This window comes from Paenibacillus sp. FSL R5-0749 (assembly GCF_038595085.1).
GTDB lineage: Bacteria > Bacillota > Bacilli > Paenibacillales > Paenibacillaceae > Paenibacillus.
Map to the genome: position 1 here is coordinate 5,425,736 of NZ_CP152005.1, position 14,703 is coordinate 5,440,438.

Here is a 14,703-nt window from a genome sequence, read left to right on the forward strand (position 1 = left end):
TATCTGGATTGGTCGTTCCTATTAAGGCTGAATGCGGACGTCGTTAAAGAGCGGATAACCGAGTGAATCGAACTTTATGCCTTCGACCTTTTTGGATGCTGCAATAGTATACGGGAATACATAGATCGGTAGAATGACCGCTTGCTCAATCAGGTATTGTTGAATCTGATTGTAGATCTCGACACGTTTATCCGCGTCACTCTCAACAGCTCCCTGCTCCAGCAGTTCATCGATCTTTGGATCAGACAAACCGGATAAGGTTGGACGCTGCCCCTCTGCACTCGTATGATAGAAGGCGTACAAGGCATTCGGGTCGGAGTTGACCTGGCTATTGCCATAGAGATCATAATCCCAGTTCTGATAGATGACCGTTGCTACGTCTTTCGTAATCTCCACTTCAACGGCAATGCCTACCTGTTTCAGCTGTTGCTGGATAATCGCAGCAATGTCATTGCGTTTCTCCCGATTGGGTGAACCATCGACATAACGCAGGGTCAGCTTCTGGCCATCTTTGGCACGAATGCCGTCAGCGCCTTTCACCCAGCCTTGTTCATCCAATAGCTGATTGGCTTTGTTGATGTCCGGGTTGATGCTTCCTTCCAGCGATGCATCATATCCCAGGATTCCAGGAGACAGTGCAGACCACGCTCGTTCATAGTTGCCCAGATACAATGTTTTGACAATCGATTCCACATCTACAGCGGATTGTACCGCCTGTCTTACTTTCACATCATCCCAAGGCGCTTTGCGCAGATTGAAAAAGAGTGTATATGGCAATCCAACTGTATTGGCCTGCAACAATTGTTGGTTCGGATCGTTCTTTAATGCAGCGATATTTTGCGGCGGAACGGTCTCGGCAGCGAGTACCTGACCACTCTGAACACTTCCGATGCGTGTCGATTCTTCCGGTACGATCTTGAATGTGATCGTATCCACATGAGGTGCGGCTTTATTTTCAACCGTCTCAGGTCCCCAGTTGTAATCCTTGTTTTTGGCAACGACGATATCGGCATTTTCATCCCATTTCACAAAGGTATATGGACCTGTGCCCACCGGATTTTTACCCAGTTGATCGCCATATTTTTGGGCAGCTGTAGGGGATACGATCCCCAGAAGTGCCTGACTCAGATTGCCGAGAAAAGCCTGCGATGGTGAATCCAGATTTACCTTGATGGTATATTCATCAATGACCTCGGAGGAGCTGTACGGTCTAATCAGGGCTAGAGAATTGGCAGCTTTGGTGGCCGGATCAATCACTCGGTCCAGATTGTATTTCACGGCTTCCGCATTAAACGGCGTACCATCATGGAACTTCACGCCTTCACGCAGCTTGAACGTATAACTCTTGCCGTCCTCGGATACGCTCCATTCTGTAGCAAGCCAGGGTTTGATGGAGCCATCAGGCAGCTGCACAACCAGATTGTCGTAGATCGTGCGGATGGCGCGTACAGCTACGGCAAGCCCGCTGCGATGAGGGTCCAGCGTATCCGGGGAAGTCGCGAGCGCAAAAGTCAGGTTGCCTCCTTCGGCTTGCCCGCCCTGTTCTCCGCCTGAAGCCTGGGCTGCACCGTTCGTGCTGCCTCCCGCTGCTCCGCAACCGGATAATACCATCACCAATACTGCTGCCAATGCCAGATATTTCATCCATGAGATAGACCTGTTCATATCGCTTCCCCCTCTGTGTATACAGGTGTCATTATAATGATGCGTATACCTAATACTTGATATATCCTATGAGTTAAGTCGGTTTTAAAATAGTGTGAATGGTTGAGTTCATCTCAATTATGCCAGATCAGATACAACTTGCTCCCTGGCAGCTGTATAACGGTTAACCGGAATTTGCACCCCAAGGTTACCTCGCAATGTATCGTGTTCATAGTCCGTACGATACAGGCCGCGCTCTTGCAGAATTGGAACAACCAGTTCTACGAAATCAGACAATCCACTTGGCAGTTCGGAAGCAATAATGAAGCCATCTGCCGCTTCCGTCTCGAACCATTCCTGAATTTTGTCAGCGACCTGCTCCGGTGTGCCCAGGAATTTGCTGCGTGGTGTTGCTGCCCGCAGAGCCACTTCACGCAACGTCAATCCTTGCTCCTTGGCATCCTTCTTGATCTTGTCCGTGCCACTGCGGAAACTGTTGCTTCCAATTCCGTTCAACTCCGGGAAAGGCTCATCCAATGGATATTGGGAGAAATCATGATGTTCGAAGAAACGTCCCAGGTAATCCAATGCTTTGTCTATCGTGACCAAGCTTGCGATTTCCTGATATTTCTGTTCAGCTTCCTCTTCCGTCCGTCCAACAATAGGATTGATGCCTGGCAGAATGACAATATCCTGTGAAGAACGTCCATAGGAAGCAGCCCGTGTTTTGACATCCTTATAGAATGCTTGTGCATCTTCAATGGTATCGTGTCCGGTAAAGACAGCATCCGCTTCTTGCGCAGCCAGGTTTTTGCCATCTTCTGAAGAACCTGCCTGGAAAATTACCGGCTGCCCTTGCCGTGAACGGGCAATGTTGAGCGGACCCTGTACGGAGAAGAATTCTCCTTCATGATTAAGGGTGTGCAGCTTGGATGGGTCGAAGAATACACCGCTCTCTTTGTCTCTTACAAAGGCATCATCTTCCCACGAGTCCCACAGTCCTTTGGTTACCTGCAGATATTCCGTAGCGATGCGGTAACGTTCCGGATGCGTTGGGTGGTTGCTCTTGCTATAGTTCTTCGCTGTCCCTTCTAGCGGGGAGGTCACAACGTTCCAGCCTGCACGGCCATCACTGATCTGATCCAGGGAACCGAACTGTCTGGCTACGGTGAACGGATCACTATAGGATGTCGATAGGGTACCCACCAGTCCAATCCGTGAAGTAACGGCAGCCAAAGCGGACAGGATACTGATCGGTTCGAAGCGATTCAGGAAATGAGGAATGGATTTCTCGGTAATATACAGGCCGTCTGCGATAAATACAAGATCGAACTTGCCTTCTTCCGCTTTCAGCGTCTGACGTTTGTAGAACTCAAAGTTAACGCTGGCATCTGCCTGAACTTCCGGGTGTCTCCATGTCGTATTGCTGCCTCCGACGCCGTGTACAATTGCTCCGAATTTCAAACTGCGTTTCGCTGTCATGTGCATTCCGCCTTCCTTGGATTAAAATCTTCAAAAGAATGTTCAAGGGTCGTTCTGAAGGGTTAACATATGCGAATCAACTAAAAGTTAACTATTCCTATGAGTTTGGTTTGTTTTAATTTCACAAATCTTATCACTGCCCCGTAAAAGGGTCAACAGCGCGACTAATAGATTTTTTCTATATGTGTATTGAAGATGTGAATGCACGTATCATGGAGTTAGATGTAGAGCATTTACATCTCGTACAAGCCTCCGGTTCATAAACATTCCAACTGCTGCATCATGCCTATTGCATCATGCAACAGCTGGAACTGCCAGATTCAAAGTGTACATGGATCCTCGTCAGACTGCTGCTGCTTCGTCCGCTCGTGCCAGAAGTTCAGCCAGCTTTTCCAGATCAGGTTCCAGCAAAGCTTCGAACTTGCCGTCCCCTCCCACTTCAATAACGGGTACATGCCGAATGCCATATTTAGCTTCAAGCACATCACGCAGTACGTCATTACCCTGTACTTCAATGTTCTCGAAAGGCTGGTTTCGCTCTGTCAGAAATGCTTTCACTTCCCCGCAGAAATGACAGCCTGTTTTGCTCCACAGCACGACTTTTTTGGTTGATGATGACATCGACATACCTCCTGCTAGGTTTTAAAATTAAGGTCCGGGGAATTCCTCCGAATGCTCTAGACCTTCAATTCCCATCTGTTAAATAAGAATTATGGCTATAAATGTACTCCTGCGCCCTTCATGCGTCAATGGATCTGCTAATAGAATAATCCTATAGTTAAATAGAAAGATTAAATTTTATATTTGAAAGATGAACGATTTTACAGGAAAGATTGCCTATTATTTCGCCAAACCTGTTCAAAAGCTTGTTTCGCTAATACAGTGTAAAACTTGATCTGATCCGGACTTCGATCTATAGCCCACCTTAATGTATCGAAAGCTTTCAACAGCAACACATGTCTCGCTTGATTCAGTTCATGTTCCTGCTCTTGTATACTTGTCCCATAGCCTTCTAAAAACGCTCTCAATTGTTCTTTATCAGGCCCATTCCCTTGTAGCTGGCATTGCATGAGTTGAATGATATCCCCATACGGCACGACAGTAACCTCTGCATTTCCCCAATCCAAAAGGGTTATCTCACCCGTAGAACTCACAATTGTATTCTTCAAGGAGAGGTCGCCATGGCACAAACCAAAGCGGAACTTTTGCATTTTTAATTGTTCAAACCATTGCCTTACGACCTGTGATTCCTTCATCGTAATGACACCAAGCTCGATCAGCGGGTCCTGCTCCGTCAGACTATTGATATTGTACTGAACATAACCTTGCCAACTGCCATCTGATCCTGGATGCGGGGGAGAATAGAATTGATTTTGTACCTCATCGTGCATTTCCCTTCCAAAGCCATTCACTGAGATGGATTGAAACTGTTTTGTGTACTCTCCGAGTTTTCTCCAAATCACGGTTGGAGACACTGTCGTGTCCAAACCGTTATCCCCTTCCACAACCGTTTGAATCATATAGGCATGTTCGGAGTTGACTCCAACGGATAATGCCTTTGGCCCAGGGATACCGGCACTTGCTGCCCGTTCGATACACCATTTTTCTTTCACAAAGGTGGAATATGTATCTGGATCGTTCATGCGTACAACCACTTTACGACTTGCCGTCTCCACCAGGCAGACCTGATTAACAAAACCTTTGCCGAGGATATGATGTGAGCATTTTACTTTTTCAAGCAGAAAATCACTGGCAATCTGTTCAGCTTGTCTGACTACAGAATTCTTCATCCCGTATCCTCCCTCAATCGCTTTACTTTAAGTGGTCTATATAAGTTGAACTAATCATTTATACGATAACGGAGAGGACAGAAAGAACCTGAAAAAGCGAAGCTACAAGCTTTCTGCAAGAAAGCTACTTCGAAAGCATACACTTCACCTACAAGCTTTCTGAAAGAAAGCTGCATCGGAAGCATACGCTATCCCTGGATTTCCCCTTGAGAAAGGGAATCGAAAGCATCTGGGGATAACAGAGATTGGAAGGTTATTCTGTCATCGTAGTGTCAGTATAAATAATCTTCAATTCAGATTATATAGTTACGATCTCATATGTAATATTCGGATGCGGAATGAATCACAGCGATTACACAGGATATCGCTGCATCTTCCATTCCGCATCATGCTGCTGATCCGGATATACAGATTGCCTGACATTACAGATCCGGGTTCAAGAGCTGAGGTGGGGCGATAATCGGCCATCCTTCTTCCAACGAATTCAGCTGTTCCGCAGACACGCTGATAATATGCCCGGAATGTATACCCCAACGTTCTGCGGCATAGACCGATACAAATCGTCTCCGCTTGCCTCCGCTGATCTGATATCGAATCTCGGGTGCATCCACTGCGGCAACAATACTTCCTTCTGCCCAGAGATGTGGAGAATCCTGGACCGCTTTGTTCTGCACCTGATGTGACTCCATCGGCCAACCTTGCACGTCACCTGCTGATATCAGTGCATCTCCGGCAGGAATGGCGAGCAGATCCGGTTTGGCCACCTGAACAGGGGATATTCCACGAGGTACAGGAATGTTCAGCTTACGCCGCAGACCGCTAGTTAACGTATAGACATCACCTTTCGCATCCGACAGGAACGCACCTTCCGGGTAGAACTCACAACTGCGTCTAAACTGTAATGCTGGATCTTGGCTACCCTGTGTTGAGATTCGCTGACGCGAATCGATTGTGCTCATGTCTCTATCCTCCTGTTGGCCGGATGAGGTACCAGAGGTGTGTTGGCTCGCCAACCGGGACGTCTCGGCAACCAGGCCATGAGGATCTCCCCACTTTTGGTTATAAAACTGCTCGTTATCCTTGTTCACTACTGCAAAATCCTGCTCACCCAATGCTTTCATGCTGACACTTCCAAAGTGATGGATAAAGGCATCCCCGGCTACCGCAAGCTGGTATCCTGCCAGCTTCACCCGAATGATCCAGTCGTCATCTTCATAATTGCCCACCGCGTACCCTTCGTCCAAATAACCTACCCGTTCCAGCAGTTCCCGCGAGAATAGCCAGCAGAATCCGACCAGACGATCCGTGATTCGATGTTTGTCTGCATCCGGACGATTCTGTATGGCGGCAAAAGACCACATCTCTCCTACCTCACGATATGGAACCTCGATCTGCTGATCCCCGCCAATATAGTTGGTCACCGGACCCACCAGACCAATCTTCGGATCACTGGCAAGACATGTCATCATATTATCCAGCCAACCCGGAGTAACCAGCGTATCGTTGTTCAGTACAATGATATGTCGTCCTCTTGCCATCATCAGCCCGTGATTAACACCTCCGGCAAACCCCCGGTTTTGATCCAGTGCTGCTACCCTCACCATGCCGCCTTTACGGAGCATGGCCTTGGCAGTTCCATCCTTGGAGGCATTATCCACGACAATGATTTCGAAGGGGGCAGGTGTATGCTTTTCAATACTGGACACACATTGCAGCACATACTCCCGTTGATTGTACGTGGGAATAATGATGCTAACCCCTTCAAAAACCAGACCAAATGAACTCTGTCCCTGGCGGACACCTTCGTCGTATCCTCTATGATAACCCTGTTTGTAGAGCTTGGCTCTGGTTGCGCGGCTGCTTTTACCGTTGCGTCTGGATTTCCGCGTTGAGCGACGAACTGCTGCATGCAGGACGACCATGGCAGGTCGCGAGACATCGCGCTGTGAGGCAGGGCGGGCCGTTTTTTTGCCGCTGCTTATACTCCCATTCCGGCTGTTTTCACTGCGAGTGCTGTTATTTGACGTGATGTTGTGATGACTGTGACCCTTTCGACGGCTGTCGTTTCGAACATTAACCTTGTTGCTGCGGCCATGACGTTCTTCCCCGCGCTGTTGATCGGGTGTGCTCATATTGCTCCCTCCATTTCCACTCGTCCGTGAGGCCAATGCGCATATGACCAGCCTCCGGACGGTCCACTAGAGTTGAAGCTCTCCTTTTACCAGTTTGTCAGCCAAATGTCCAAAATCAAAAGCGACCTTGCCGAGTTCACCCGCGATTCGCCGACACAGAATGACCGCCGGAATACCCGCTGCCACCAATGCAATATCGAAGGCATGTTCTGCGGTTAGCTGCATTACCCTCGGAATGTCCATCACTCCCGTCACAGAACCAATGATGCCTGTGACATGAATCCCCCGGTTATGCAGCAGTGCTCCAAGCTCTGCGGCCTGGCTGCCTATAAGCAAAACCCGCCGCCCTTGCAGCAATGGCAGTAGCAAGCCGGACTGGTGCAGACTGTAATTGATGGTAGAGCTGGTCAACTTTAGCCGGGACCAGTCGATTCCGAAGTGACGCAATACGGGGAAGAGCAGCCCCTGGAATGTGGGCGCCCGCGAGATCGGGACGCCAACCCAGTCGGCGGCCTGAATGGCTTCCGCAAGCATCGCGCGGATGTCTGGCGTGGAGCATGGCACCCCCGCATAGGGCAGAAACGGTGCCAGCTCCTGCACTTCCTGGCCGGGCAGCACCGTATCGGCTGCCAGCGTCAGCAGTTCGCCATCTCCGAGGCGAACGACAGACAAGGGGCGCTGTGCATCCAGCGCCGCCACGATGTGTCCAGCCATCTCATGCGGGCTGGACAGCCGGGTCAGGCTGGGCGCGTATTGGCGAAATCCCGCCGCGATCAAATCTGCCGCCGCCACGACAGGCAGAATGTGATCCGGCGGGATATGCTGCGCCACCAGCGCCTCCCCGCCGGCGAATACGCCGTCGCGGTAGCCCTCGGCATAGCCGCCGGGCACGGCCTGCGCCTGCACTGCATGCTCCGCGAGCTGTGCAGGCGCAGGCAAGCCCTTGGGGCTGCCCGCATGCGCGGCGGCAGCGCCATCCCGCCCCGCGGGAGCGACACCCTTCGGATGTGTCGCTTGGCGCAGGGCGGGGCCAGCACCGCTGGCAGGCATCGCCTGTGGCGTGCTGGCTTGCGGTGCTGGCATGAGCGCACGGCGCATCGCCGTGCGCTGCTTGGCGCGGGCAGCGGCACGCCCGCCCCGCGCGGGTGCAGGCTTGCGCCCAGCAGTGGCCTGGCGCGGGCCGGCTTTGCCTTTGCGGGTGCGGCTGGCTCTCGCCGCTTTGCTCGCACTCGCAGGGCCAGCTTTGCCTGCGTTGCCAACAACAGTGCCTGGGCTGCTCGCTTTGCCTGCACGGACCTTATGCGCTGCGCCGGCAGATGTCCCCGCTTTCGTCAGGGTACTGCGTTTCCCTGACTTCACACCTTTGACTCCAGCAGGCCCGGTACCTGCTGCTATCGGAGTGCCACTGCCCATTAATACAGCCGGGTGGATGCCCCGGGGCTTACCTGACACAGTGACCTCAGCAGGCCCGGTGCGTGTCACTACTCTCACGCCATTCCCTCCTTTGGCATGCACGAGGATGGTCGCTGCGCAAAGCGCCGGAGCATCCTTCCAGCTCCGGCGCAGGGTGTTCTGCTCCCATGGGGCACCGCACAGCGGCAGCATCAGGCGCATTCATTTTAGGGCAATTGTCCTTTCATGCGAACGGCTGCTTCCTGGAGCGAATCAAATGTACCTGCATCACTCCAGTATTTCTGCAAAATGTCGTATTCCAGTCCGCCAGCAGACGCGTAGTGATTATTCACATCCGTAATTTCGAGTTCTCCGCGCGCAGACGGCGAGATATTGCGAATCAGGTTAAAAACATGATCATCATACATGTATATTCCCGTCACACAATAAGAGGTTTTCGGCTGGCTTGGCTTCTCCTCAATATACGAGATTCGCTGCGGATGCTGTGGATCAAAGACAGGCACCCCGTAACGTCGTGCATCATCCACCTCTTTGAGCAGGACTCGTGCTGTACCCGCAGGTTGCTGCATGTAGCGGTCCACATACGGCTTCAGATCATCACTGAAGAGATTATCGCCGAGAAGCACAACAAATTTCTCGCCAGGAAGAATAAAGGATGTCGCCAGATCCAATGCTTCCGCGATCCCGCCTGCCTTTTCCTGAATACGATAAGTCAACTTGACCCCATGATCCGCTCCGCCACCAAGATACTCTGTATATAGCCCGGCGGAATGTTTGTTAATCACAATCAATATTTCATCAACACCTGCCTGGCGGAGCCTGTCAATGCCGTACATAATCATCGGATGTTTTCCGACTGGAAGCAGATGTTTGTTAATGAGCCGGGTCAGCGGATACAGTCTAGTTCCTGTTCCGCCGGCAAGAATTACACCTTTCATTCCACGTTCCCTCCTTCATCGGATATGTCCATATATTCAAGCGGATCGACATGCCATTTGTTCATAAAAATCGAACGATTACGCTCAAGCAGTTGTTTCCATGCTATCGGATCTGTCTTCTGGAAGCTGGCACTTCCCTGATGATGCACGAGAACATCTCCACATACCAGCAAGCGATAACCCTGCAATCTTGCTCTATAACAATAATCATCATCTTCATAGTGTCCCGGAGAATAGGCCTCGTCAAGCAGTCCAACCGATTCCACGACATTTCGTTTCATCAGCATGCACAGACCGACGATTCGGCGAACTTCCCTCCACCTTGAAGAATCCGCAAAATTATTGGAATTGGCCAACTCCTGAAAATGTTCCATGTCACGGAACGTCAGTTCAATCTGCTGGATGCCGCTTGCATAGTTCGTAACAGGACCCGTGATCCCAATACTTGCGTCACTGTACAGAGCCATTCGCAGATTCTCCAGCCAACGGGGCGTGACCGTAACATCATTGTTCAACAGCAGCAGCTCATCACCGCAAGCTGCTCGAAGTCCAGCGTTACACGCGGCCGGAAATCCCCGATTGTCCGGAAACCTTACAAATCGAATTCGCTCCAGCGCGCAATATTCAGCCGTTCCATCCGTCGAGCCGTTATCAACAACGATAATTTCATACGACGCAGGATCGCCTGAGTATTGACGTATGGCATCGATGCAGGGCCTGATCAGATCCAGACCGTTGTACGTTGGGATAATGATACTCGTCAGTGTCATCTGGCGTTCCTCCTGTAAGCCACTTCTGCACGGGAGAGTGTGTGAGCCTGAGCTGAATTCCAACCTGTACCCAGTAATGTAGCCAGTGCCTCCAGATGATCTCCGATGATCAATCTGGCGACATCATTCCCACTTCCCGTGTTACCAGGACGCAACCGATTGGAACGAATAACATCCACCTGACTTGGTGCGGAGACGTTCATTCCATGCTGAATAGCTAGACTTTGTGCTTTAGGTGGAACGGCCAGTGATGCTGGCTTCACCGTCTGAATCATACGACGAGATAATGCATGAGGCACGGCTGTCATGGAGTTGGAACCGAGATCTGCCCGGCCTAATATTCGGTTCAGATATGCTTTGATCCTGCTTACCTCATCCTGCCCGGCAAACGCAGGAAGCAAAGACGTCAGTTTATTCAACGCCACATCCTGTCCCCGATCAACGGCGAACAGAAAGGGTGCAAGCTGTTCAGCCGGGACGACCATATCTCCATCCACAAAGAGTACCGACTCCGCATCCGTCATCTTGGCTCCAAGAGCCCGCCCGACATCATGTCCTGCCCGATCCGGTTCATAGACTACTGTAAGACCAGGTTGCTTTAGTACCTGTTTCAAACTGTCATCTGTCGTTCCATTCAGTACGACAATGATATCCGTCAGAGGCAATCGCTTTAATTGCAATAACACCTGCCCCAGTGTGTGTTCCTCATTACAGGCACAGACAACGGCAGCAGCCGAATGACGAAGGGGAACTGGCACGATCTGCAATGAATGTCCCGAGGCATGAGCATAACCCTGCATAAATGCCTTACCTGCCTTCAGGGCTAGATCGAAGTTGCTTAGTTCCGTAACGTTCGCCGCGTGTGCATTCCATACGAGACGTGCGTGTTTGTCTGATGCTGTATTGTTCGCCTTCGCCTCGTTTCCTGCAACTTGCCCCGCTTTCCACATCAAGTGCAGATCCACTTGGCCAGACGTTGATCGGCTTTTTCTTGTTTTTTGAAGCTCCACATGCTTCTTGTTCCCACGACGCCTGTTAATTCCTATTCTTGCTGCTCTCGTTCGTCTATTTGTTGTCCGCCTGCGGCGGGCAATCCCTGATCGTCCCTTCATTTCCTCACCTCCAGCATGTTGCATCATCCGATGCGACATGCTTACCTCGCCAGGTTGCGAACACGTTTCAGATCGGTATACCCTCCGCGGGGGCCGAGCGTATCCGTAATCCACTTGATCGCTGCCATATGATCATTCAGCACCACTTGACTTAGCGGATCGGGTCCGCTTCGCTTTTTGATTCGTACTGCATTCATTCTACCCACAGGTACGTGGTGAACAGCGCGTACCCGAAGTCCACCGATCACAGCCTTGGCTTGTGCGAGTGGCGGAACTTCCAGTGAGGATATTCCCATGACCTCAAGTCCTTTTCGGCTTATTGCATGTGGGATAGCTGTCATGGATGCCCCCCGGAGATCGGATCTTGCGAGTATGCTGTTCAACATGTGTTTGGCCTCCACGACCGGATGAACAGGATGACGAGTAACTGGCCCATGGTAGTCGTTAAGTGCCACATCCGTTCCCTTCAGCACAGCTTTCACATAAGGTGCAAGGTGCTCTGCGGGAATGGCGATATCTGCATCAGTAAAAAGCAAAACCTGACCACAGGACGCCTCTGCGCCTACTTTTCGTCCTCCATCATGCCCCAGTGCTTCTGCATACGTAAGCACTCGTGCTCCAGCTCGTTTGGCTGCGTTAGCCGTGCCGTCTGTTGAGCCATTCACAATGACAAGCACCTCAGAATCACGGCATATCCGCAGCGCTTCACGTACAACTGTACCAATCGTTTTCTCCTCATTCATAGCAGGGATAATCACCGACAGCAGCGGACGCTGAGAACCATCCCCATGGGCAGGTGCATCACTCATGCCATTTTCCGCTCCATTCTCTACTCCATCCCTAGCCCTTGACATCAGCTGTCTGGATGGAATAACGAACGTATAGGCCTTTGTACCCTTTTTGTGTCCAGACTTCCCTCTTCGTTTCTTCAGCACTGTTTTTCTGCGTGTCTCATTTGAGCGGGCTGCATAACGTGCTGTGGTACGGGTTTTGCGCAACAGTTTCACCTCCCGCATTCAATCATCGGCATGCCAAGGGAGTACACGTTATTCTATGTATTCGTGGAGCAGTGGAAACGGCGTATGTCCTTGCACGAAGCAGGTTCTCTCTGTGAACACGAGGGTACAGGCCTTGATTTTAGACAAAATACGTCAAAATATGTGAAAAACGCTACCTCTCCCCTACTTCAGACACAATTTTAAAAAAAATCTAAATTTGCATCTTTTCCAAAGTTTTACACTGTGATAATATACGTTCCAAGCAGTTTTATTTACAAAAATAACCTTATGGTGAACATAAGTTCCCATTTGTCTTTCTGAATCTATTTATTGACCTTAGGTTGATTAGATGATGATCTCATTCACAGAACCTGTTAAACCGTTTCATTCTACTCTTGAGAGGAGTGATGCCGTTCAGAACACACTGCCTTCGTCATTTATGCAAACCCGGATTGAACACCCCAGTTTTTCGTAAACGAATCTTTTGCCCGCGCAATTGGACAACCCCCGGCTTTCTGAAAGTGGAGCACAATAGACGATTACACCTTCGGACTGAACTGAATAAAACGGTCACCCTTTCGTTTGGTGTCGTACTTAACACCTCCCGAGCTAGGGCCCCAGCCAATTTTGTTCCAATCGTTTCTTGTCTGATTCCACGCTTCAGATTCAGCCCCACACTCCGCGCTGCCTAAGTTGCAGACGGAATTCCAACCGAGATTGGCATGATCATTTTCCAACCAAAAAATAAGCTAAAGAATGGGAGAGTTTACTATGAAATTCGCCAAAGTTATGCCAACAATTCTTGGAGGAGCTCTTTTGCTCGCTTCCGTATCCTCTGCTACTGCAGCTCCATTGTCTGATCAATCCATTCCACTTCAGGCCCCTTATGCCTTCGAGGAGGGTATTCCATTGAACAGTGGAACAGATGACACCATCTACAATTACCTTGGACAGCAGGAACAATTCCTGAATTCCGATGTGAAATCCCAGCTCAAAATTATCAAAAGAAACACAGATACATCTGGTGTGAGGCACTTCCGCCTGAAACAGTATATTAAAGGTATCCCGGTATACGGTGCAGAACAGACGGTTCACCTGGACAAAACTGGAGCCGTGAGCTCTGCACTTGGCGATCTTCCACCGATTGAAGAGCAGGCCATTCCGAACGATGGTGTAGCCGAGATCAGCGGAGAAGACGCAATCCAGATTGCAACCGAAGAAGCAACCTCTCGGATTGGAGAGCTTGGTGCCGCGGAGATCACACCTCAGGCTGAATTGAACATCTATCATCATGAAGAAGATGGACAGACGTATCTGGTTTACATTACGGAAGTAAACGTACTGGAACCTGCCCCTTTACGGACCAAATATTTCATCAATGCAGTAGATGGCAGTATCGTATCCCAGTTTGACCTCATTAACTTTGCCACTGGAACAGGTACAGGCGTACTCGGTGATACCAAAACACTGACAACCACCCAATCCGGCAGCACCTACCAACTGAAAGACACCACTCGCGGCAATGGCATCCAAACGTACACAGCGAACAATGGCTCCTCGCTTCCTGGTACCTTGCTCACGGATTCGGATAATGTATGGACCGATCGTGCTGGTGTAGATGCTCACGCCCATGCAGCTGCCACGTATGATTTCTACAAAAGCAAATTCAACCGTAACGGGATTAATGGTAACGGATTGCTGATTAGATCCACCGTACACTACGGCTCCAACTACAATAATGCCTTCTGGAACGGAGCACAGATTGTCTTTGGTGACGGAGATGGAACGACGTTCCGATCCCTGTCTGGTGATCTCGATGTTGTGGGTCATGAATTGACGCATGGTGTCATTGAATATACGGCCAATCTGGAGTATCGTAATGAACCAGGTGCACTCAACGAAGCCTTTGCCGATATTTTCGGTAATACGATTCAAAGCAAAAACTGGCTGCTCGGTGATGATATCTACACACCTAACATTCCAGGAGATGCACTGCGCTCCCTCTCCAATCCTACATTATATGGTCAACCTGACAAATACAGCGATCGCTACACAGGCACACAGGACAACGGCGGTGTCCATATCAACAGTGGTATCATCAACAAAGCCTATTACCTTGCTGCTCAGGGCGGAACACATAATGGTGTGACTGTTACCGGAATCGGCCGGGATAAAGCGATCCAGATTTTCTACAGCACACTGGTGAACTACCTGACACCAACGTCCAAATTTGCCGCTGCCAAGACAGCTACCATTCAAGCAGCCAAAGATCTGTACGGAGCGAATTCTGCTGAAGCTACTGCCATTACCAAAGCGTATCAAGCTGTGGGCCTGTAAAATCTTACTTTATCGTGATTGAACTTATAATGTACTCATCCTAATGGTATCCAAACGTTCAGACACCCCACCGTCCGAACGGATTAA

The 14,703-nt window shown here is 50.2% G+C and carries 11 protein-coding genes; 1 reads left to right on the forward strand and 10 read right to left on the reverse strand.

Annotation, left to right across the window (positions count from 1 at the left end):
- Window positions 1-21: 21 nt before the first annotated feature.
- The 10 genes from MKY85_RS24255 to MKY85_RS24300 form a co-directional block, all read right to left on the reverse strand.
- The gene (locus MKY85_RS24255; protein WP_342570962.1) at window positions 22-1,665 is read right to left on the reverse strand and encodes an ABC transporter substrate-binding protein; all 1,644 of its coding nucleotides are present in this window, start codon (window positions 1,663-1,665) and stop codon (window positions 22-24) included.
- 117 nt (window positions 1,666-1,782) lie between these two features.
- Window positions 1,783-3,126, reverse strand: a complete 1,344-nt coding sequence (locus MKY85_RS24260) for an LLM class flavin-dependent oxidoreductase (protein ID WP_342570963.1) — start codon at window positions 3,124-3,126, stop codon at window positions 1,783-1,785.
- Between the two features lie 342 nt (window positions 3,127-3,468).
- Window positions 3,469-3,747: a glutaredoxin family protein gene (locus MKY85_RS24265; RefSeq protein WP_036605813.1), complete on the reverse strand. Its 279-nt coding sequence runs from the start codon at window positions 3,745-3,747 to the stop codon at window positions 3,469-3,471.
- 200 nt (window positions 3,748-3,947) lie between these two features.
- Window positions 3,948-4,916: an aminoglycoside phosphotransferase family protein gene (locus tag MKY85_RS24270; protein WP_342570964.1), complete on the reverse strand. Its 969-nt coding sequence runs from the start codon at window positions 4,914-4,916 to the stop codon at window positions 3,948-3,950.
- A 422-nt stretch (window positions 4,917-5,338) separates the two neighbouring features.
- Window positions 5,339-7,048, reverse strand: coding sequence for a glycosyltransferase family 2 protein (locus tag MKY85_RS24275; protein WP_342570965.1), 1,710 nt, complete (start codon window positions 7,046-7,048; stop codon window positions 5,339-5,341).
- A 66-nt stretch (window positions 7,049-7,114) separates the two neighbouring features.
- On the reverse strand, window positions 7,115-8,662 hold the full coding sequence (locus MKY85_RS24280) for a GT-D fold domain-containing glycosyltransferase (protein WP_342570966.1): 1,548 nt from the start codon (window positions 8,660-8,662) through the stop codon (window positions 7,115-7,117).
- 5 nt (window positions 8,663-8,667) lie between these two features.
- Window positions 8,668-9,399, reverse strand: a complete 732-nt coding sequence (locus tag MKY85_RS24285; RefSeq protein ID WP_342570967.1) for a sugar phosphate nucleotidyltransferase — start codon at window positions 9,397-9,399, stop codon at window positions 8,668-8,670.
- Window positions 9,396-10,169: a glycosyltransferase family 2 protein gene (locus MKY85_RS24290; protein ID WP_342570968.1), complete on the reverse strand. Its 774-nt coding sequence runs from the start codon at window positions 10,167-10,169 to the stop codon at window positions 9,396-9,398. The genes MKY85_RS24285 and MKY85_RS24290 overlap by 4 nt, the downstream gene beginning before the upstream one ends.
- Window positions 10,166-11,281 (reverse strand): glycosyltransferase family A protein, encoded by a 1,116-nt coding sequence (locus tag MKY85_RS24295; protein WP_342570969.1) that lies wholly within the window; start codon window positions 11,279-11,281, stop codon window positions 10,166-10,168. The genes MKY85_RS24290 and MKY85_RS24295 overlap by 4 nt, the downstream gene beginning before the upstream one ends.
- A gap of 41 nt (window positions 11,282-11,322) precedes the next feature.
- On the reverse strand, window positions 11,323-12,279 hold the full coding sequence (locus tag MKY85_RS24300) for a glycosyltransferase (protein ID WP_342570970.1): 957 nt from the start codon (window positions 12,277-12,279) through the stop codon (window positions 11,323-11,325).
- Between the two features lie 771 nt (window positions 12,280-13,050).
- Between MKY85_RS24300 and MKY85_RS24305 the strand changes: the two genes are divergently transcribed.
- Window positions 13,051-14,616, forward strand: a complete 1,566-nt coding sequence (locus MKY85_RS24305; protein WP_342570971.1) for a M4 family metallopeptidase — start codon at window positions 13,051-13,053, stop codon at window positions 14,614-14,616.
- Window positions 14,617-14,703: the final 87 nt, after the last annotated feature.